Genomic DNA, 20,650 nt, shown 5'->3' with positions numbered 1-20,650 from the left:
ATTATGCAGCATCATGCAAGCTCATTCATCAACGGGTCCGGCGTGTGTGCCCCCACCCATGGACTTCCGAATCTCGTCGAGCTTCTTTCGGCCGGCTTCCTGACGTTCACTCCACTGCCTGTCGAGGTCCTGACCGGCCCGAGACCCTCGGTCCAGCTCCTCTGCACCGACGGCTGTGCCCGATCGCCGTTCTACGTTGCCGCGCACACCGTCCCATGTCGGCACCCCCGCATCCGTGAAATCGCCGATAGGTGCACTCGCCGAGCCGCCGCCGTATCCGCTGCCGACGGGCACATCGTCGACCAGTTCCGCGTCGATGACGCCTGGCACCGTGCCGCCGAGTGGAGCACCCGGCGGCGGATCTCCGAGCGGTTGGTCGATCCGCGGCCTCGTTACCTGCGGGACGTCGACATCGGGCACCGTTCCCGGTGGCGCACCACGATCAGGTCCCGTCGCTTCGGGTTCGGCCGTGCCCAGCTCGGCAGCCAATGCCGACGCGGCGGCCGCCAGCGGAGCCAGCCGAGCCCGACCGGCCACCGCCGCGAGGACGTCGTTGACGACCTGCAGATCGGATCGCGTGCCGTCTGCTCCGGATTCACTCATGCGTTGCTCCCGTCACCGTGGGCGTTCGTAACTCCACGCTACGGAACCGACGGCGAAGCCGTCGACGGATCAGCTACGCAGCTCGGCTCCGACAGCTTTGGCTGCAGCGTCGACCGCAGCATCGCGCGCCGCAGTGGCCTGAGCCTCGGTCAACGTGCCGTCAGTGCCGCGGAACCGCAGCGCGAACGCCAGCGACTTACGACCTTCACCCACCTGTTCACCCTCGAAGACGTCGAACAACCGGATCGATTCGAGCAGATCGCCGCCGCCGATCGTGAGCGCCGCCTCGACGGACGCCGCAGGCACGGAGGCGTCGACCACTACGGCAACGTCCTGCAACACCGCCGGATAGGGCGACACCTCGGGTGCCGGGAGCGCTTCGATCACAGGCAGAGCGCTCAGGCTCAACTCCACGGCACAGGTACGCGGCGGCAAGCCTGCCCGCTCGAGGACCGCCGGGTGCAGTTCGCCTGCATAGCCCACGACCTCACCGTCGAGCAATACCTCGGCGCACCGACCGGGATGCCACGGGAGATGCTGTGCGGCACGGAGATCGACGTGCACACCGGCTGCCTCGGTCACCGTACGTACCGCGGCGAACGCGTCGGCCGCCTCGGCGGCACGGCCCGCACCCCACGGCCCCGAAAACTCACGCTGACCGGTCAGCACTACCCCGACATGCACCGGCTGCGCCGGCAACGAACCCCGAAGCATGGCGATCTGGTCGTCGGTCGGGCGACGATCGACCGGCAGTGCGTCCACCGCAGCGGTGGAGTCGTCTCGGAGGACCACCTGGGCGATACCGAACAGCGACACGTCACGCTGACCGCGGGCGATATTTCGGCTCAACATCTCGAGCAGACCCGGCAGCACGGTGGTCGCAAGCTCGGGACGGTCGGCCTCGAGGGGGTTGAGCACCGACGTGGTGGCTCGCCGTGGATCGTCCTTGTCCAGACCCCAGATATCGAAGACGCCCTTGGGTAGGAACACCGGAGGCAGTACCTCGACGTAGCCGGCGAAAGCGAGCGCCTTGCCGACCGCTCGTCTGCGCTTCTGCTCGGCGGTGAGGCCGCGACCGCCGGGTGCCGACGGCAGTACCGACGGGATCTTCTCGAGCCCCTCCAGTCGCAGTACCTCTTCGACCAGGTCGGCGCGCTGTACCAGATCCGGTCGCCACGACGGCGGCGTCACGATCAGTCGACCGTGCCCGGCATCGTCGATCGACACGTCCACTGTGCAGCCGATCTGCGTCAACCGTCGGGCGGCGGTTCCGTCGGGGTAGTGGACTCCAGCGATCCGGTCGGGCAGATCGAAGTCCATCGTGATGGCCGGGTACTCGGCGGCCTCGCCGATGTCGGTCGATACCGGCTCGATCCGGCCGCCGGCGATCTCGACAAGCAATTCTGCCGCACGATCGAGCGCGGCGACCGGAAGAGCAGAATCCACGGTCCGCTCGAAACGCTTGCTGGCCTCGCTGGACAGCTTGTGGCGACGACCGGTTCGGAACACCGCGAGCGGATCGAACGACGCTGCTTCGAGCACCACCTCGGTGGTCGCGTCGTCCACTTCGGTGGACGCCCCGCCCATGACGCCGGCCAACGAGATGGCTCCCGAGCCGTCGGCGATGACGACGTCTTCGGGATCGAGCGAACGCTCGACTCCGTCGAGAGTGGTCAGCTTCTCCCCCGCATTCGCGCGGCGAACGACGAGATCGCCGGTCAGCTTGGCCGCATCGAACGCGTGCAGCGGCTGCCCGAGCTCGTGCAGCACGTAGTTGGTGACATCGACAGCAGCCGAGATCGGGCGCACGCCGGCCAGAAGGAGACGACGCTGCATCCACCAGGGAGTGGTCACCGTGGGATCGATGCCGACAACCTTGCGCAGCGCGAATCGTGATGCACCGGAATTCGATTCGACGGTAACCGACCACGCCTCCCCGGTGACCTCGGTGGGCATCGTCCGGGCCGGATCCACATAGGGCAGGTCGAAGCTACACGCCAGCTCACGGGCGAGGCCGCGGACCGAGAAGGCGTAACCGCGATCCGGGGTCACATTGAGCTCGATCACCGAGTCACTCAGCCCCAAAACCTCTTTGGCGTCGTCACCCGGTGCGGCCGTACCCGCCGGCAGCACCAGAATTCCGGAGTGGTCCCGGCCGAGCCCGAGCTCGAGCGTCGAGCAGATCATGCCGTTCGAGCTGCGACCGTACGTCGTGCGCGATGCGATCGAGAATCCACCGGGCAGAACGCTGCCGGGCAGCGCGGCGACGACGAGGTCACCCTCGGCGAAATTACGTGCACCACAGACGATTTCCTGTGGCTCGTCGGTCCCGACATCCACCAGGCAGAATCGAATCGGCTTCTTGAACTCGGTCAATTCCTCGATCGAGGTCACCCGGCCCACCACCAGCGGACCTGTCACGTTGTCGAGCGATTCGAGTTCCTCGACTTCGAAACCGACCCGCACGAACCCTGCGTCGAGCTCCTCGGGCGAGACGTCCCAGTCGGGAGCCCCCGCGTGCAGTACCTCGGTCAGCCAGGATTGTGGGACTCGCACGTGTACTCAGCTCTTTCTTGTATCCGAGAAGAAGTGGAACGGGTGTGAAACTTCCGTCAGGCCCGCACGCCGAAGGGCAGCGTGAACCTGATGTCGCCCTCGACGATGTCGCGCATGTCCGGGATGTCGTTGCGGAACTGAAGTGTGCGTTCGAGGCCCATTCCGAATGCGAAGCCGGTGTAGACCTCGGGATCGATCCCGCTCGCCTGCAGCACCTTCGGGTTGACCATCCCGCAGCCGCCCCACTCGACCCAGCCGGCTCCGCCCTTCTTCTTCGGGAACCACACGTCGACCTCGGCCGACGGCTCGGTGAACGGGAAGTAGTTCGGCCTCATCCGCGTGCGGGTGTCGTTGCCGAACAACGCTTTGGCGAACGCATCCAGAGTCCCACGCAGGTGCGCCATGGTCAGACCCTTGTCGATGGCGAGACCTTCCACCTGGTGGAACACGGGAGTGTGGGTAGTGTCGAGTTCGTCCGTGCGGAAGGTTCTACCCGGGCACACCACGTAGATCGGTAGATCTCGCGACAGCATCGACCGCACCTGCACCGGCGAGGTGTGAGTACGCAGCACCTGCCGCGATCCCTCGGGAGCGATGTGGAACGTGTCCTGCATCGTGCGTGCCGGATGGTCGGGCAGGAAGTTCAGTGCATCGAAGTTGAAGTGTTCGGTCTCCACCTCAGGGCCTTCTTCGACCTCCCAGCCCATTCCGACGAACACGTCCGCAACCTGCTCGGAGATGATCGTGATGGGATGGCGGGCTCCGACCGGCGCGCGGTCGGTCGGCAGCGTCACGTCGATGGTCTCGGCAACGAGAATCGCCGCATCACGCTCTGCCGACAGCACTGCACGACGCTCGTCGAAGGATTTCTGCACTCGGTCACGCGCTGCCTTGACGCGTTTACCCGCATCGGCCTTCTGCTCGCCCGGCAACGCTCCGAGTGCGCGCTGGGCCAGTGCGAGCGGAGCCTTGCCGCCCACGTGGTCGATCTTGACCTTGGTCAGGGCATCGAGATCGGTAGCGTCGGCGAACGCCTGCTCTGCCGAGTCCACTGCGGATCCGAGTGCAGACTCTTCGAGCACGCTCGGATCCACCGGCTCGGGTCCGACATCTTTCTTCGCCACGACAGCTGCGCTCCTCGAGTAATAGTCGGTGTCTGCCACGAAGGTCGTTGCGCAGGCTTCACTCCAGCACAACAAGGGTCGTTGCGCGGGCTTCACTCCTGCGCGAGGCAGACAGATATCGATCCTAGGCGAAACGTGTCACGAGCTTCCGGACCGTCGTTGGGCGCGGGCACTCGCGTACAGACAGATTGCCGCAGCCGTCGCCAAATTGAGGCTCTCGGCGCGGCCGTGGATCGGAATTCGGATACGGTGATCGGCTTGTCGAGCCACGGACTCGGACAACCCGTGTGCCTCGTTGCCGAACAACCACGCCGTCGGTTGCTCGAGCAGACGGTCGGCTTCGTCCAGATCTATCTCGCCGTCGGCCGCCGTCGCCACGATCGACAGACCTGCGCTGCGTAACGCGTCGATTCCGGATTCGATCGAACGTTCCCGAGCGATCGGGAGATGGAACACACTTCCCGCTGATGCACGGACACACTTGCCGTTGTGGGGATCCACCGAATCACCCAGCAACACGACCGAATCCGCTCCGGCAGCGTCTGCGACGCGGATGACCGTGCCCGCATTGCCCGGCTCCGCCACCTCGACCGGCACAGCTACCAGACGTGGACTGTCAGCAAGGGCACGACCGAGCGGGACGTCGACCAGGCCGGTGACCGCGACGAGCCCCTGAGGGGTGACGGTGTCGGACAGCGCCTTCGCGGCTCGGTCCGTGATCGGGAAGACTCGTGCGCCGCTCGTCTCGATGGACGCGATCAAGGCGTGGTGCCGCTCGAGGGCGTCCGAGGTGAAGAACAACTCGCGAATCAGCCCGGCCTGTGCCGCCTCGGACACCGCGTTGAATCCCTCGGCGAGGAACTGCCCGGTCTTCTTGCGCTCCGCGGCACGAGCGAGCTTGACGGCCGAAACGACCCGCGGTGTTCGCTCGGTCAGCGAATCCACGGGTCGTTTCGGAGTTGAATCGTCGTACGGCGACTCGCTCAGGCTGCTTCTCCGGCAGGAGCGTTGACATCGGCAGGCAGTGCAGCCTTGGCGATGGCGACCAGGCTTGCGAATGCCGCGGCATCCGACACAGCGAGCTCGGCGAGGATCTTGCGATCGACCTCGACGCCCGCGGCCTTGAGGCCCTGGACGAAGCGGTTGTACGTGATGTCGTTGGCCCGTGCAGCAGCGTTGATACGCGTGATCCACAGCTTGCGGAAGTCACCCTTGCGCGCGCGGCGGTCCCGGTACGCGTAGGTGAGCGAGTGGAGCTGCTGCTCCTTGGCCTTGGTGTACAGACGTGAGCGCTGTCCGCGGTAGCCCTTGGACGCTTCGAGAATCGAACGGCGCTTCTTCTGGGCGTTGACGGCCCTTTTTACGCGTGCCACTGGTGAATCCTGTCGATCTGGGGGTGTGTGAAAACCCCGAATGGTAAGGGATGAAGCCGACCGAGATCAGTCGGCGGCGGGCCGGATCAGATACCGAGCAGGCGCTTGATCCGCGGCACGTCGGCCTTCTTGACAACGGCGACACCATCGAGGCGACGAGTCACCTTGGTGGGCTTGTGCTCGAGCAGGTGGCGACGGCCGGCCTTCTGGCGCAGGATCTTGCCGCTGCCGGACACCTTGAATCGCTTCTTGGCACCACTGTGGGTCTTCTGCTTGGGCATGAAATCCTCTTCTTCTGTAATGACTCTTCGGTGTTGCATGGCACAGCCGTACAGCGCAATGGAAAAACCTGTGCACCGAAGCAGTTGTAGGGCTGTCTTACTGGCAGAGCACGAGGCTCAGTTGGACTGCGCCGGAGAAGCCGGAGCTGCTGCGGACGGTGCCTCGGCAGCCGGGGCTGCATCGGCGGGCTGTTCCGGCGCGGGAGCCGGTGCGCGTTGTGCGGGCGGTGCCGCGGCACTTTCCTGTGCCTTGACGCGAGTCTTGGCACCCTTGTGTGGGGCCAACACCATCGTCATGTTGCGGCCGTCCTGCTTGGCCGAGGTCTCCACGAAGCCGAGGTCCGCGACGTCCGCGCCCAAGCGCTGCAGCAGACGGAAACCGAGCTCGGGGCGCGACTGCTCGCGACCGCGGAACATGATGGTGACCTTGACCTTCGAGCCGGCTTCGAGGAAGCGAACAACGTTGCGCTTCTTGGTCTCGTAGTCGTGCGCGTCGATCTTGGGGCGGAGCTTCTGCTCCTTGATGACGGTGAGTGTCTGGTTCTTGCGCGATTCGCGCGCCTTCTGCGCAGCCTCGTACTTGAACTTCCCGTAGTCCATGATCTTGCAGACCGGCGGACGTGCGTCGGGAGCTACTTCGACAAGATCGAGGTCGGCTTCGAGAGCCAAGCGGAGTGCATCTTCAACACGCACGATCCCCACCTGTTCACCGCCCGGTCCGACAAGCCGGACCTCGGGAACTCGGATGCGATCGTTGATGCGGGTCTCAGTGCTGATGGGGCCTCCTAGGTAGTGCGGTGTGGTGTGTAACCCGACCGCCTGCCACTGGCACAGCCCGTTGCCGTCCGTCCTCGACATCTCCCTCGCAACGATGCGAACCGTTAACAAGAAAAAACCCCGCTCTCGGTGTGAACCGAAAGCAGGGCCCGATGTCGACCGGTCGACGTGCACGACAACTATCGTCGTACAGTCTCCTCACTGAAGAGGAAGCACAGCGAATACCTGTGAAGATGTTCGTCGTGCGACCGGACCGGAAGTAGCGTGTTGATAACTACGTGCCGGTGGGAGTCGGGCTCCACTTGCTGCCTCCGTGCGGTGAACTCCATCGAGGAGCGCACGCCGAAGACGGTCGTCGAGTCACACTACCAGTAGATTCGAGAAACCGACAATCGCACCCGATCGGCCCCGAACTGGTCGGCACCCGATTCTCTCCGACGCAGGCGGCGTGGGATTCTCGTAGGCATGACCAGCACCCCCATTCCTGCAGATGGTGATCCCGCGGGTGTCGACCCAGTCGACACCGAGCCCGAAGTACGTGAACTCGCCGAGGTCCCCGCGGTCGAGGTCATCAGCCGCGCGGCGGTCATGCTGATGAGTTCGGCAGCCGAGAAGTTGGGCCTGTCCGAGCCGGATCCAGCCGAGAGTCCCTACCTGGACCTGGACGAGGCACGGCGCGTCATCACCGCACTGGCGGGCCTCGTGACGGCGTCGGTGGAATACCTCGGCCCCCACGCCGGACCCATCCGCGATGGACTACAAGCACTGCAGCGGGCTTTTCGGGAAGCGTCGGCCCACCCGGACGAGCCAGGAAAGGGCCCCGGCGAGAAGTACACCGGCCCGGTGCACTGAACGAGAGCGTCGACGACGCCAGAACGACGAACGCCGCATCCGGTCGATACCGAATGCGGCGTTCGTCGTTCGTCTGTCGCTATCGGACCGCGGCGACTTTTCTGGGCCTGCGCTTCTTCGGGGCGGCTTTCACGGGTTGCGAGACAACCGACTCACGAGTGAGCGCTTCCTGCAGGAACTTACCGGTGTAGCTTTCCGGCACTGCCGCAACGGACTCCGGATCACCTTGCGCCACAACCATTCCACCGCCGGACCCACCCTCGGGACCCATGTCGATCACCCAATCGGAGACCTTGATCACATCGAGGTTGTGCTCGATGACGATCACCGTATTGCCCTTGTCGACCAAACCGTTCACCACGCCCAGCAGCTTGCGGATGTCCTCGAAGTGCAGACCGGTGGTCGGCTCGTCGAGAATGTACACCGTGCGTCCGGTGGACCGTTTCTGCAATTCCGCCGCCAACTTCACGCGTTGAGCCTCACCACCGGACAGCGTGGTCGCCGGCTGCCCGAGCCGCACGTAGCCCAGACCGACCTCCACGAGCGTCTTGAGGTACCGGTGAATCGAGGTGATGGCCTCGAAGAAGTCCGCGGCCTCCTCGATCGGCATGTCCAGAACCTCGGCGATGGTCTTGCCTTTGTAATGCACTTCCAGTGTCTCGCGGTTGTATCGAGCACCCTCACAGACCTCGCACGGAACGTAGACGTCCGGGAGGAAGTTCATCTCGATCTTGAGAGTTCCGTCGCCGGAGCACGCCTCGCACCGACCACCCTTGACGTTGAACGAGAATCGCCCGGGCTGGTAACCACGCACCTTGGCCTCGGTGGTGGCCGCGAACAACGTACGGATCTTGTCGAAGACGCCGGTGTAGGTCGCCGCGTTGGAGCGAGGAGTGCGTCCGATGGGCGACTGGTCGACTCGAACGAGTTTGTCGAGCTGGTCCAGCCCGTTGATCCGAGTGTGCCGGCCGGGAACCTGACGAGCACCGTTGAGTTTGTTGGCCATCACTGTCGCGAGGACGTCGTTGACCAACGTGGACTTGCCCGAACCGGATACCCCGGTAACCGACGTCAGCACACCGAGAGGGAAGCTCACGTCGACATCGCGCAGATTGTGCTCGCGGGCACCCACGACGGTCACCTGACGCTTCTTGTCGACCACACGACGGGTATCCGGCAGCGGAATCTCCATCCGCCCGGACAGGTACGCGCCGGTCAGGGATTCGTCGTTGGTCAACAAATCCTCGTACGAGCCGCTGTGCACGACGCGGCCGCCGTGCTCACCGGCCAGAGGCCCGATGTCGACGACCCAATCCGACGTGCGAATGGTGTCCTCGTCGTGCTCCACGACGATCAGCGTGTTGCCGAGGTCGCGGAGCCGGGTCAGCGTGTCGATCAACCGACGGTTGTCTCGTTGGTGCAGACCGATCGAGGGCTCGTCGAGAACGTACAGAACGCCGACGAGTCCCGATCCGATCTGGGTGGCGAGCCGAATGCGCTGCGCCTCACCGCCGGACAGGGAGCCTGCCGTTCGAGCCAACGAAAGGTATTCCAGACCGACGTCGAGCAGGAACCCGAGGCGGGCCTGTACCTCCTTGAGTACCTGGCCTGCGATCGCCTCCTCACGCCGACCGAGAGTGAGACTGTTGAGGAAGTTTGCGGTATCGGCAATCGACAGCTCACACACCTCGGCGATCGACTTGGGACCGAAATCGCCCGCCGCGATCGTGACCGACAGGATCTCGGGCCGCAGCCTGGCTCCGTTGCAGGTGGGGCACGGCACGTCTCGCATGTACCCGTCGTAGCGTTCCTTCATCTGCTCGGACTCGGTCTGTTCGAGTCGACGGTGCAGGAACGGCATCACACCCTCGAACTCCGCGTAGTACGAGCGCGTGCGGCCGTAACGGTTCTTGTACTTCACGTGCACCTGGTGGTCGCTGCCTTCGAGGACCGCTCGCTTGACCTTCACGGGCAACTTGTTCCACGGTGCGTTCAAGTCGAAGCCCATGGCGTCGGCGAGCCCGGACAGCAGACGGCCGAAGTACTCCGATGTCTGGCCCATCGACCACGGTGCGATGGCTCCCTCGGCGAGGCTGAGATCACCGTCGGGAACAACGAGCTCCGGATCGACCTCCTTGCGCACGCCGAGCCCGACGCAGTCGGGGCAGGCGCCGTACGGCGAGTTGAACGAGAACGACCGAGGTTCGAGATCGTCGATGGACAGCGGATGTCCGTTGGGGCACGCGAGCTTCTCGGAGAATCGGCGTTCGCGGTCCGACGCGTTCTCGTCGCGGTCGACGAAATCCAGAACGACGATGCCGTCCGCCAGCCGCAGTGCGGTCTCCACCGAATCCGTCAATCTCTGCTTGGAGCTGGACTTGACGGTCAGGCGATCGACCACGACCTCGATGTCGTGCTTCTCCTGCTTCTTGAGTACCGGAGGACTCGTGAGCTGATGCACGACGCCGTCGACGCGTACACGTGAGTAACCCTGCGTGTTGAGCGAGTCGAACAGGTCGACGAATTCACCCTTACGAGTTCGGACGACCGGTGCGAGAACCTGGAACTTCAGGCCCTCCTCCATCTCGAGCACCTGGTCGACGATCTGCTGCGGAGTCTGCTTCGCAATCTGTTCACCACACACCGGGCAGTGGGCTGTGCCGGCGCGGGCATACAACAGCCGGAGGTAGTCGTAGACCTCGGTGATGGTGCCGACGGTCGACCGTGGGTTGCGGTTGGTCGACTTCTGATCGATGGAGACGGCAGGAGAGAGCCCTTCGATGAAATCGACATCCGGCTTGTCCATCTGGCCGAGGAACTGCCGCGCGTAGGCGGACAGCGATTCCACGTAACGACGCTGACCCTCGGCGAAGATCGTGTCGAAGGCGAGAGACGATTTGCCCGAACCGGACAGACCTGTGAACACGATCAGCGCATCGCGAGGCAGGTCGATGTCGACTCCCCGCAGATTGTGCTCTCGTGCACCTCGCACTATCAGGCGATCCGCCACTGTGTTCCCTTCTTTCCGAACGAGGCCGTCCCACCGAGCTGCTGCCCATTGCAGCACTGCACGACTGTCGACTCGCGTGATGACGTGATGGTGCCGATGCGACGGCCACCAAGCCGTGTAACCGAGGACCCCACGTCGAAAACCTGTCTCGGTGAGAAACGAACCTCACCCGGTAGCAATGGTAGGTCCAGGCACCGACACACTTTTCCACGTGCGCGACCCCGGCGCCCCCAGCGTGGCCGCCGACGGTAGCGTCCCCCAGATGGACGAGCACCTCATGGACATCGACGACAACTACACCGGCGTGGTTGCACAGGGTTCGCCGCCGCAGCGGCGCACGATTCCCGGAGCGACGATCACGAAGATGTCGGTCGGTCCCATGGACAACAACACGTACCTGGTCGTCTGTTCCGCGACAGGCCACTCCCTGCTGATCGACGCCGCCAACGAGGCCGAGCGCATATCGTCGCTCATCGACGAGAATGCGCCGACCCTGTCGCTCATCGTGACGACGCACCAGCACGCCGACCACTGGCAGGCGCTGGCAGACATCGCGGGTGGTACGGAGTCGCCGACTGCCGCCCACGCCCTCGATGCCGAGCCGTTGCCGGTCGCCCCGGACCGTTTGTTGGCCGATCGAGACACGGTGTCGGTGGGCGAGCTCACGTTCGACGTGGTGCACCTGACCGGCCACACCCCCGGCTCCATCGCACTCGCGCTCACCGACACCGACGGCGGCCGCACTCATCTCTTCACCGGAGATTCGCTGTTCCCCGGTGGTGTCGGAAAAACCGGTAGCCCCGAGGACTTCACCCATCTGCTCGACGACGTGAGCGCGAAGTTGTTCGACCGTTTCGACGACGACACCGTGGTCTATCCGGGCCACGGTAAGGACACCACGCTGGGCGTCGAACGTCCCCACCTGGCGGAATGGCGCGAACGGGGCTGGTGACAATCGGCGCGCTTGAGACCGCCGAACACGGGGTATGAATAGTGTGACAAAAGGACGCGCCCCGGTAGGTTTCCCAGACCGCGGTGCGCTTCCTAACGCCGATGACACGAGAAACTACGCAGGAGGCTGTCAATGCTGGTCCGCCGTATCGCCCGTCCGTTGATGTCTACGATCTTCATCGCCGGGGGCGTCGACGCACTCCGTAACCCCAGCGGGAAGGCAAAGGTCGCCGCTCCCCTGATCGAGCAGGGCAAGGATGCGCTGCCGAACGAGGTCACCGCGAACGTGCCAGAGGACCCGGAGACGCTGGTTCGCATCAACGGCGGCATTCAGGTTGCGGGCGGCATTCTGCTGGCTACCGGCAAGGCACCGCGCATCGCATCGATCGCGCTCGCCGGAAGCCTTGTTCCGACGACACTCGCCGGTCATGCCTTCTGGAACGAGACCGACCCGGAGACCAAAGCTGCGCAGCGCATCCATTTCTTCAAGAACCTGAGCCTGCTGGGCGGACTGCTCATTGCGGCCGTCGACACCGAGGGCAAGCCGTCGGTTGCATGGCGCAGCCGTCGTGCGGCTCGTCGTGCGCAGGAAAGCGTTGTCTCGGCTCTGCCCGGAAGCAGCTCGCACGACACCGGCGAACGTGTCAAGGAAATCGCATCCATCGCAGCGAGCCGCGGTGCCGATTTCGCCGATGCAGCTCAGCCGAAACTGGCCAAGTTCGCCGACGCGGCTCAGCCGAAGCTCGCCAAGCTCGCCGACATCGCATCCGAGAAGGGTTCGGAACTGGCCGACGTGGCTCAGCCTGCATTGAACCGTTGGGCTCACATCGCGGCGGACAAGGGCTCCGAACTGGCTGAGGAAGCACAGAAGCGCGGATCGAAGCTGGCCGAACTCGCCGCCGACCGCGGCAGCGACCTCGCGGACGAGGCTCAGAAGCGCGGATCCAAGCTGGCCGACAAGGCGGCGAACCGTGGAACGGACCTGGCCGAACTCGCGCAGAAGCGCGGATCGAAGCTCGTCGACGTTGCCGCGGATCGCCGCAGCGAACTGGCCGACGTCGCACAGAAGCGGGCATCCAAGCTGGCCGATCTGGCCGCCGAGAAGGGCTCGGTCTTCGCCGACGAGGCGCAGAAGCGTGGAGTCACCTGGGCCGATCTGGCATCCGATCGTGTGGAAACGCTCGGCAAGCGTGCTCGCAAGCGCGCAGAGAAGCAGAGCAAGGAACTGGAGAAGGCCACCGAGCAGGCTCGCGCCAAGCTGGAGAAGCGAGTGGCCAAGGCTCAGAAGAACTTGGACAAGAAGATTCAGCAGTACACGAAGTAATCGTCTCGGATAAGACGAGCGCTTCTTCGCGCACAACGGCCCTACCCTGGAACTCGCGGTTCTGCGGTGGGGCCGTTGTGCGGCGTAGACTGTTCTGGCTGATTTCGAGGCGATTTTCTCGCCTCGGCCGAACTCCCGAGGAGACCCTTTGCCGGACGACGGCCACACATCGAACGGCTCCGACATGCCGATCGAAGAAGATCTCGAGCAAGCACATCTGACGAGGCTGTACACACAGCTCGACGCGCTGCGGGAGTACGCGGCGAACCGACTGCGCGCCGTGCTGTTGGAGACCGGCGGAACCCCGCAGGCGCGCAGCGAACGCGAATCGTTCAATCAGATGTACACCGAGGACATCGCCAAGTACGACGCCGCGGAGAACGGACTGTGTTTCGGGCGCATCGACCTCGATCCCGACACTCTCGACCCGAAGGTCGATGATCGTCCGGAGCGGTACATCGGCCGAGTCGGAATTCTCGACGACAAGAACGATTACGAAACACTGCTGTTGGACTGGCGGGCACCGATGGCCCGGCCGTTCTATCTGGCCACGCCGGCTGCACCGGAGAACGTGTTGCGGCGCAGACATATTCGTACCCGTGGGCGTCGAGTGACGTCGATCGCGGACGAATTTCTGGACCTGAACTCTGCTCGTTCGTCGAGTGACGCTGCCGTGGCGGGCGGAGTCGCAAGCGAAGGCGCGCTGCTCTCGGCACTCGATGCCGCACGCACCGGTCAGATGAACGACATCGTCGAAACGATCCAAAGCGAGCAGGATGCGATCATTCGCTCGCAGCATCGCAGCGTGCTGGTGGTGCAGGGTGGACCGGGCACCGGCAAGACCGCCGTAGCGCTCCACCGAGCCGCCTATCTGCTGTACACCTATCGCCAGCAGCTGGGTAAGAGCGGCGTGCTGATCATCGGACCGAACGCCACGTTCCTCGACTACATCGGTCAGGTTCTGCCCTCGCTCGGCGAGACGGGCGTGCTGTTGTCCACGATCGGCGACCTGTACCCGGGAGTCCGTGCCCAGCGCGAGGATTCGGCTCTGGCGACCGAAGTCAAGGGCAGACTGTCCATGGTCGAGGTGCTGACCCAAGCGGTACGCGACCGTCAAGAAGTGCCCGCACAGCCGCGTCGACTGAAGTTCGACACCTACGACATCACTCTCGACCGGAAGATCGTCACGCGTGCGCGCGGCCGGGCCCGGTCCTCGCGGCGACCGCACAACTTGGCTCGACCACTGTTCGTCTCCTCGGTGATCGACCAATTGGCCAACCAGTTGGCCGCGAAGCTGGGGCAGAACCTCGTCGACGGCTCCAGTCTGCTCAGTGCCGACGACATTGCAGACATGCGCGACGAGATGCGCGAAGACCAGGACGTCATGGCTGCCGTCGACGAGCTGTGGCCGGATCTGTCTCCTCAGCAAGTTCTCCGCGACCTGTTCGCGTCGCCGGAGAGAATCTCCTCGGCGGCGCCACACATGGAGCAGAACGAGCGCGAGTCGCTTCTACGTCGAGGCCACGGGTTCTCCTCTGCCGACGCTCCCCTGCTCGACGAACTCGCCGAGTTGCTCGGCGTGGACGACGCGGCCGAACGTGAACAGGCGCAACGTCAGTGGCGCGGCCAGATCGCCGACGCCCAGGGTGCTCTGGATATCCTGACCGGTTCTGCGCCCCAGGATCTGGAGGACGAACTCGACCCCGAGATCCTGATGGCCTACGACCTGATCGATGCCGATCAGCTTGCGCGGCGGCAGAATTCGGGTCAACGCCTCACCACCGCGGAGCGGGCAGCCGGCGATCGGACCTGGACGTACGGTCATGTGATCGTCGACGAGGCTCAGGAACTGTCGACCATGGCGTGGCGAATGGTGATGCGCCGCATACCCAATCGGTGGATGACCCTGGTGGGCGACACGGCACAGACCGGTGATCCCGCCGGAACCTCCTCCTGGAGTGCGGTTCTCGAACCGTATGTGGCACAGCGGTGGAAACGAACCGAACTGACGGTCAACTACCGAACACCGTCGGAGATCATGGTGGTGGCGCACGACGTGCTCGCTGCGATCGACCCCGAGCAGTCCGAGCCCCGGTCCATCCGCAGCACCGGCGTCACGCCGTGGGCGCAACAGGTGCTGGAAGCGGACTTGCTCACCGCAGTGGAGAAGCGAGTCTCGGAGCACCCGCGACCTGGACTGAGCGCAGTTCTCGTTCCCGCCGGACGCGTCTCCGACTTCCGCCATCTGGAATCGGACGTGGTGACCGTGTCATCGGTGAAAGACGCGAAAGGGCTCGAATTCGACTCGGTTCTCATCGTCGAACCGAGTGCCATCGTGGCCGAGTCGACGAAGGGAATGAACGACCTCTACGTGGCACTCACCCGGGCCACCCAGCGCCTGGGCGTAGTGCACGTCGAGGCGCTCCCGAAGGAGCTGTCGGCGCTAGAGCCGTTCGAGCCGCAGGCGTAGAGACCTGCACGCGTCAGCGGCCCGCTTCGTCGTTTCGACGGAGCGGGCCGCTGGCGTGTGTGCTGGGGTGGAATCAGCGAACGGTGTGCACGATCAGAACGTCGCAGGTCGACTTGCGAGCGGCGTCCGACGGAACCGAACCCAACAGCCGCCCGGTCAACGAGTTCAGACCGCGGTTACCGACAACGAGCAGATCGCCCTTCACCTCGTCCACGAGCGCCAGCAGCGACTCGACAGGAGCGCCGACGATCGGCTTCTCCTCGATGTTCTTGGCACCGGCCTTGGTGGCGTGCTCGCGCGCGGTACGGAGAATTTCACGAGTCGGTGCCGAGCCCGTGATCTGGTAGGCGTCCTCGCGCAATGCGTCGGCGGCAGCGGACGTGTCCTTCGGATCGGCCGGGTAGTACGCGCAGGCGATCACCAGGGTGGCATCGGCGTCTCCAGCCAGTGCCGCGGCCTTCTCCACTGCCCGCAGTGACGATTCGGAGCCATCGGTCCCGACGACGACGGTGCGGTAGGCGCTCATTCATTCCTCCATTGGTCGGTCACACACAGATGTGACACTTCTGGTCGAACTGGATTGGTGCAAGTCACAGGACCGAAAGACGTGGTCCAGGGACTGATTCGCTGACATTAGCCGGAAGCGGCCGATCGGCACGTGAACTTGGGGAACAACACGATCCGCGCCACTCACATACGTTGGTTTCCATGCCGATTCCCCGCCCGCCGTTGTCGAGGCGGGCCCTCGCTCTCGGCGCTGTCGCGATCTCGATCGTGATCGTGGCCGCCCTCGCATTCGCATTCCTCCCCCAGAACCGCGAAGCCGACACAGCAACGCGTGACGCGCGCATCACGCTACCGGACAGCCCCGGTTCGACGACCACCGTCGATATCGACGCGCGGCTGTACTCCCCCGCACTCACCCCGGCGCCGACGGTTCTACTGGCGCACGGATTCGGCGGCAGTAAGGACTCGGTGGACGGAGAAGCGCGCGACCTCGCATCGCGCGGTTACACCGTCCTCGCCTACAGCGCACGCGGGTTCGGTGACAGCACGGGCTCGATCTCGATCAACGATCCCGACCGAGAAGTCGCCGACGCACGTGGGCTCATCGACTGGCTTGCCGAACAACCGGAAGTGCAACTCGACGCTCCCGGCGACCCGCACATCGGCGTCGCGGGCGGCTCGTACGGCGGTGCACTGGCACTGAGCGCGGGCGGCACCGATCCGCGCATCGACTCGATTGCCGCAGCGATCACCTGGAACGATCTCGGTCAGGCACTGTTCCCCAATTACGGCGTCACCTCTGCCGAGAGTCGCCAAGCCCTCGACGACACGACCACCCCCGCCGCGGCGGAGTACGGCGGTCCGGGTGTCCTCAAGCGCGGCTGGGCCGGAGTGTTCTTCGGAGCAGGCGCAGCGAGCACACCGCCCGGGGGAACCGGTGACGACAGCAGTGCGGGCACCGGAACATCGAACACCGAGACGTCGAGCAGCACGGGCGGTGGATCTGCCTGCGGCAGGTTCGCACCCGAGTTCTGCGACGCCTACACCCAATCCGCGGTGACCGGGATTCCCAGCCAACAGCTTCTCGATCTCCTGACCGCACACTCTCCCGTCGCGGTGGCGTCGAACATCACCGCGCCGACACTGCTGGTGCAGGGTACTCAAGACACCCTGTTCGGGGTGGATCAGGCCGATGCGACAGCTCGTCAGATCGCGGCCGCCGGCGGCGACGTCACGGTGCGGTGGTTCGACGGTGGGCACGACGCAGGCGGAACGAACGCCACGAGCGATCGAACCATTGCCGACTTCTTCGACAGGACACTGCGCAACACCGAGTCTGCCGCCGGGGCACAGCCGTTCGTCTATTCGATCGCCCGCGCAGCCGACGAGCGCGGCGGCGACCGCAACCGCCGGATGACTGCCCCCGACTACCCAGGGCTGGCGGACGACTCCGAACCGACTCGAACGACATCGGTGAACCTCGCTCCCGCGGCCGAGAATCAGTCGATCATTCGTCCGCCCGGGGCGTCGCCGTCGGCGATCTCCTCGATACCGGGCCTCGGTTCGGTGCTGTCGACGCTCGGGTCGACCGGGGCGGGCGTGGCCCTGACAGCGGACCTGCCGGGCCAGTCGGCCACATTCACCAGCGATCCCGTCGATTCGTCCGTGACGATCACCGGGGCACCACGGGTGAATCTTCGGGTGGCCTCACTGGCCTCGCCGGGACAATCCGTACTGTTCGCCAAGCTCTACGACGTCGCACCGAACGGCACCAGAACGCTTCCCGGTGGCGCAGTGTCGGCGATCCGCCTGCCGGACACCGAGGGCATCGACCCCGTCGACGTCACCGTTGTGCTCCCCGGCATCAGCTACACCGTCCAGCAGGGTCACCGACTCGAACTCAGCATCTCTACAACGGACCAGGCGTACGCCGTACCACTGGAACCCGCGCAGTTCAGCGTCGCGATGACCGACGACGCCATTGCGTTGCCGACCGTGCCCGCTGTGGCGAGCGCCAACAGCACGGTTCCGGTAGCACCGCTGATCGGCATCGGAGTCGTCGTCATCGTGGTGGGGTGTGCGATCGCCGCCGGAGTCATCCGAACCAGACGCCGAACGGTTGCCGAGGTCGACGAGGATTTGATCGATACTCCCCTGGTGATCACCGATCTGGCCAAGACTTACTCGAACGGCTTCAGGGCCGTCGACGGCGTGAGCTTCGAGGTGAAGCAGGGCCAGGTTCTGGGTCTGCTCGGGCCGAACGGCGCCGGAAAGACCACCACCCTGCGCATGCTGATGGGATTGATCACTCCCACCGGCGGGGACATCCGAGTCTTCGGTCACAAGGTGACTCCGGGTGCCCCGGTGCTGTCGCGCCTCGGCTCGTTCGTCGAAGGGTCCGGCTTTCTTCCCCACCTGACCGGGATCCAGAATCTGCGGCTGTACTGGGAGGCCACCGGGCGCCCCATCGAGGACGCCCATCTGGAGGAAGCCCTCGAGATCGCGGACCTCGGTGTCGCGATCGAACGCAAGGTGAAGTCGTACAGCCAAGGTATGCGGCAGCGGCTCGCGATCGCCCAGGCGATGCTGGGTCTCCCGGATCTGATGGTCTTGGACGAGCCGACCAACGGACTCGACCCACCGCAGATCAGGACGATGCGTGACGTCCTGATCAACTACGCGAAGACCGGCCGGACGGTGTTGGTGTCGAGCCACCTTCTCGCCGAAGTGGAGCAGACATGCACCCACGTGGTCGTCATGAATCGCGGATCGGTGATCAGTTCCGGCACGGTCCGGGAACTGACCGCGGCCGGCGGACAAACCGAGATCAGGGTCGATGACGCCACCCGCGCGCAGTCTGTGCTCGATGCCTCCGGCCACGACGGTGCCGTCATCGTCGACGACGGAACGGTGACCGTCGACCTGACCGACGCCGATTCTGCCGTCGTGATCCGAGAACTCGTCACCGCCGGGGTCTCGGTACGCGGTTTCTCGCAATCGACTCGCCTCGAGGACGTGTTCCTCGACCTCGTCCACCGAGATACACCGGGCCCCGTAATCACCGAGTCCGACACCAGCAAGGATCGCGCATGAGTACGACGCACGCAGACGGACGCGCAGCCGGCTACACCGGCGGAAGCACACTGCCGTTCCGAACCGAGCTGCGGAGGCAGCTGGGTCGTCGGCGCACTCAGTTGGCCATCGGATTTCTGGCCCTGCTACCAGTGATCCTCGTGATTGCTTTCACCGTAGGCAGCTCGAGTGCCGACTCGGATGCCGGTGGACTGATCGAACTGGGCACGCGGGGCGGCATGAACTTCACCGTGTTCGCACTCTTCATGTCGGTAGGTTTCCTGCTGATCGTCGTGGTCGCACTGTTCTTCGGCGACTCGGTGGCAAGCGAGGCCTCGTGGTCGAGTTTGCGATATCTGCTGGCCATCCCGGTACCCAGGAGCCGCCTTTTGACGCAGAAGGCACTGGTGTCCGCCACGTTGTCGGGTGCTGCGCTGGTGGTGCTCGTCGGCGTTTCGCTGTTGATCGGCACCGTCATGTACGGGGCAGAATCTCTGATCACCCCCTTCGGGGAAGGACTGTCCTACGGCACCTCACTGATACGGCTGTTGATCGCTCTCGCCTACATCGGCATCAACCTGCTGTGGGTCGCGGGCCTGGCCATGCTGCTGTCGGTGCTCACCGACGCCCCTCTCGGGGCCGTCGGCGGCGCAGTGATGACATCGATTCTCATGCAGATTCTCGATCAGATCACCGCACTGGGATCGTTACGCAACTACCTACCCGGGCACTATGCGAATTCCTGGATCGATGCCTTCGGAACGAGTGTCGACTGGAACGACATGGTCGTGGGATCGTTCTCGGCCATCACGTACGCAGCCGTGTTCGGATTGATCGCGTGGCGGCGATTCGCCACCAAGGACATCACCAGCTGAACCGGTCTACTTCCTCTTGATCGCCGGTCCGAAGACGCCGTCGGGTATGACGCCTTGGCTCACGATCTCCTCACGCCACGGGGTTGCCAACGCAACCAACCGCGCCGCGCCGTCTTCACCGAGGGCGGCCCAGGGAGCGAGGGCTAGGTCGTTCGTGATGTCTTCGACCAGGGCGCGAAGGTCTTTGCCGTCCTGAGTCAACGCGCCGTCTGCCGTCAGCAGTTCACGATCGGCCAGGGACGCCACCGCGTCGTTCCACTGCTCGCTCGACCAGCCGCGACGCTTGCGCGCGAATTCTTTCTCGAAGCCGTAACCGGTGGCGGTGTGAGTGATCAATGCGTCCAGGCCGTTCAACCCCGCCGTCTGTAGCGCCGCAATGTGGCCGTCGCCGCGATACTCACGGATGAGAGTGAGCGCGTGCCACAACGCAAGGTGCGGCGCTTGCGGCCACTCGAGTTCTGCGTAGGCGGCGTACAGCGGGCGACCGTCGTCTCCTGGGATTCCACGCGCAGCAATGGACGCGAGGTCGGCCGCTTCGGCCATGTCCGGGGAGGCCAACGTCTCCGGGCCGAGCAGACGATGGAATGCGGCATCGAGTGTCGCGTAGCGAATCGCCATGATCTCGTCGGGGGACGCGATGGCCCAGGCGTCTGGGATCAACGGTGCAACCAGTTCACGGTTGAAGTTGTAGAACGTGGCGGTGACGACACCTGCGCCGACCGGACCCAGCGGCGCTGCCCGGCCCGCGAAGTAGCAGGCCCGCGGCGGCAGGCCCGTCGCGACCAGAGCATCCTGTGTCTCCGGCAGGAAATAGGTCATCGAGTGAATCAGTTCCAGTGCGCGAGAAGTGCGGCCGGCGGTGGTTGCGTCCATCG

At 64.7% G+C, this 20,650-nt stretch carries 16 protein-coding genes; 6 read left to right on the top strand and 10 right to left on the bottom strand.

Annotated features, from left to right (window positions below; translation table 11 throughout):
- Window positions 1-21: 21 nt before the first annotated feature.
- The 7 genes from ACFI9K_RS10570 to infC all read right to left on the bottom strand — a co-directional run bounded on the left by ACFI9K_RS10570 (window position 22) and on the right by infC (window position 6,795).
- Window positions 22-603 (bottom strand): hypothetical protein, encoded by a 582-nt coding sequence (locus tag ACFI9K_RS10570; protein ID WP_462663437.1) that lies wholly within the window; start codon window positions 601-603, stop codon window positions 22-24.
- A 69-nt stretch (window positions 604-672) separates the two neighbouring features.
- Window positions 673-3,159, bottom strand: a complete 2,487-nt coding sequence (pheT, locus tag ACFI9K_RS10565) for a phenylalanine--tRNA ligase subunit beta (RefSeq protein WP_462663436.1) — start codon at window positions 3,157-3,159, stop codon at window positions 673-675.
- Between the two features lie 56 nt (window positions 3,160-3,215).
- On the bottom strand, window positions 3,216-4,283 hold the full coding sequence (gene pheS / locus ACFI9K_RS10560; protein WP_462663435.1) for a phenylalanine--tRNA ligase subunit alpha: 1,068 nt from the start codon (window positions 4,281-4,283) through the stop codon (window positions 3,216-3,218).
- A gap of 138 nt (window positions 4,284-4,421) precedes the next feature.
- Window positions 4,422-5,228, bottom strand: a complete 807-nt coding sequence (locus ACFI9K_RS10555; RefSeq protein WP_462663434.1) for a TrmH family RNA methyltransferase — start codon at window positions 5,226-5,228, stop codon at window positions 4,422-4,424.
- Between the two features lie 38 nt (window positions 5,229-5,266).
- Window positions 5,267-5,656, bottom strand: a complete 390-nt coding sequence (gene rplT / locus ACFI9K_RS10550) for a 50S ribosomal protein L20 (protein ID WP_032378959.1) — start codon at window positions 5,654-5,656, stop codon at window positions 5,267-5,269.
- 86 nt (window positions 5,657-5,742) lie between these two features.
- On the bottom strand, window positions 5,743-5,937 hold the full coding sequence (rpmI, locus tag ACFI9K_RS10545; RefSeq protein ID WP_008715923.1) for a 50S ribosomal protein L35: 195 nt from the start codon (window positions 5,935-5,937) through the stop codon (window positions 5,743-5,745).
- A gap of 117 nt (window positions 5,938-6,054) precedes the next feature.
- Window positions 6,055-6,795: a translation initiation factor IF-3 gene (infC, locus tag ACFI9K_RS10540; RefSeq protein WP_462663433.1), complete on the bottom strand. Its 741-nt coding sequence runs from the start codon at window positions 6,793-6,795 to the stop codon at window positions 6,055-6,057.
- A gap of 384 nt (window positions 6,796-7,179) precedes the next feature.
- On the opposite strand from infC, the gene ACFI9K_RS10535 reads away from it, so the two are divergent.
- Complete coding sequence (locus ACFI9K_RS10535) at window positions 7,180-7,566, top strand: DUF1844 domain-containing protein (RefSeq protein ID WP_462663432.1); 387 nt, start codon at window positions 7,180-7,182, stop codon at window positions 7,564-7,566.
- 79 nt (window positions 7,567-7,645) lie between these two features.
- Here ACFI9K_RS10535 and uvrA read toward each other — a convergent pair whose 3' ends face one another.
- The gene (gene uvrA / locus ACFI9K_RS10530; protein ID WP_462663431.1) at window positions 7,646-10,576 is read right to left on the bottom strand and encodes an excinuclease ABC subunit UvrA; all 2,931 of its coding nucleotides are present in this window, start codon (window positions 10,574-10,576) and stop codon (window positions 7,646-7,648) included.
- 262 nt (window positions 10,577-10,838) lie between these two features.
- Between uvrA and ACFI9K_RS10525 the strand changes: the two genes are divergently transcribed.
- The 3 genes from ACFI9K_RS10525 to ACFI9K_RS10515 all read left to right on the top strand — a co-directional run bounded on the left by ACFI9K_RS10525 (window position 10,839) and on the right by ACFI9K_RS10515 (window position 15,321).
- Window positions 10,839-11,528 (top strand): MBL fold metallo-hydrolase, encoded by a 690-nt coding sequence (locus ACFI9K_RS10525; RefSeq protein ID WP_462663461.1) that lies wholly within the window; start codon window positions 10,839-10,841, stop codon window positions 11,526-11,528.
- 132 nt (window positions 11,529-11,660) lie between these two features.
- Complete coding sequence (locus ACFI9K_RS10520) at window positions 11,661-12,851, top strand: DoxX family protein (protein ID WP_462663430.1); 1,191 nt, start codon at window positions 11,661-11,663, stop codon at window positions 12,849-12,851.
- 184 nt (window positions 12,852-13,035) lie between these two features.
- Window positions 13,036-15,321 carry a HelD family protein gene (locus ACFI9K_RS10515; protein WP_462663460.1) on the top strand — a complete coding sequence of 762 codons (2,286 nt, stop codon included), beginning with the start codon at window positions 13,036-13,038 and terminating at the stop codon, window positions 15,319-15,321.
- 73 nt (window positions 15,322-15,394) lie between these two features.
- Here ACFI9K_RS10515 and ACFI9K_RS10510 read toward each other — a convergent pair whose 3' ends face one another.
- Window positions 15,395-15,847, bottom strand: coding sequence for a universal stress protein (locus tag ACFI9K_RS10510; protein ID WP_008715916.1), 453 nt, complete (start codon window positions 15,845-15,847; stop codon window positions 15,395-15,397).
- Between the two features lie 182 nt (window positions 15,848-16,029).
- Here ACFI9K_RS10510 and ACFI9K_RS10505 point away from each other — a divergent pair, with 182 nt between their 5' ends.
- Together ACFI9K_RS10505 and ACFI9K_RS10500 are read left to right on the top strand one after the other, a co-directional pair.
- Complete coding sequence (locus ACFI9K_RS10505) at window positions 16,030-18,921, top strand: alpha/beta fold hydrolase (RefSeq protein WP_462663429.1); 2,892 nt, start codon at window positions 16,030-16,032, stop codon at window positions 18,919-18,921.
- Complete coding sequence (locus tag ACFI9K_RS10500; RefSeq protein ID WP_462663428.1) at window positions 18,918-19,775, top strand: ABC transporter permease; 858 nt, start codon at window positions 18,918-18,920, stop codon at window positions 19,773-19,775. The genes ACFI9K_RS10505 and ACFI9K_RS10500 overlap by 4 nt, the downstream gene beginning before the upstream one ends.
- A gap of 6 nt (window positions 19,776-19,781) precedes the next feature.
- On the opposite strand, the gene ACFI9K_RS10495 is transcribed toward ACFI9K_RS10500, so the two are convergent.
- Window positions 19,782-20,648 (bottom strand): SCO6745 family protein, encoded by an 867-nt coding sequence (locus ACFI9K_RS10495; protein WP_462663427.1) that lies wholly within the window; start codon window positions 20,646-20,648, stop codon window positions 19,782-19,784.
- Window positions 20,649-20,650: the final 2 nt, after the last annotated feature.

The organism is Rhodococcus sp. PSi06, from assembly GCF_054960675.1.
This window is presented reverse-complemented; position numbering and strand designations above follow the sequence as displayed.

Coding starts and splice junctions, on each gene's coding strand:
- rpmI (WP_008715923.1), bottom strand. CDS start 5,937: ATGCCCAAGCAGAAGACCCACAGTGGTGCCAAGAAGCGATTCAAGGTG.
- ACFI9K_RS10525 (WP_462663461.1), top strand. CDS start 10,839: ATGGACGAGCACCTCATGGACATCGACGACAACTACACCGGCGTGGTT.
- ACFI9K_RS10495 (WP_462663427.1), bottom strand. CDS start 20,648: ATGGACGCAACCACCGCCGGCCGCACTTCTCGCGCACTGGAACTGATT.
- ACFI9K_RS10570 (WP_462663437.1), bottom strand. CDS start 603: ATGAGTGAATCCGGAGCAGACGGCACGCGATCCGATCTGCAGGTCGTC.
- ACFI9K_RS10505 (WP_462663429.1), top strand. CDS start 16,030: ATGCCGATTCCCCGCCCGCCGTTGTCGAGGCGGGCCCTCGCTCTCGGC.
- ACFI9K_RS10515 (WP_462663460.1), top strand. CDS start 13,036: ATGCCGATCGAAGAAGATCTCGAGCAAGCACATCTGACGAGGCTGTAC.
- ACFI9K_RS10535 (WP_462663432.1), top strand. CDS start 7,180: ATGACCAGCACCCCCATTCCTGCAGATGGTGATCCCGCGGGTGTCGAC.
- ACFI9K_RS10510 (WP_008715916.1), bottom strand. CDS start 15,847: ATGAGCGCCTACCGCACCGTCGTCGTCGGGACCGATGGCTCCGAATCG.
- ACFI9K_RS10500 (WP_462663428.1), top strand. CDS start 18,918: ATGAGTACGACGCACGCAGACGGACGCGCAGCCGGCTACACCGGCGGA.
- infC (WP_462663433.1), bottom strand. CDS start 6,795: ATGTCGAGGACGGACGGCAACGGGCTGTGCCAGTGGCAGGCGGTCGGG.
- ACFI9K_RS10520 (WP_462663430.1), top strand. CDS start 11,661: ATGCTGGTCCGCCGTATCGCCCGTCCGTTGATGTCTACGATCTTCATC.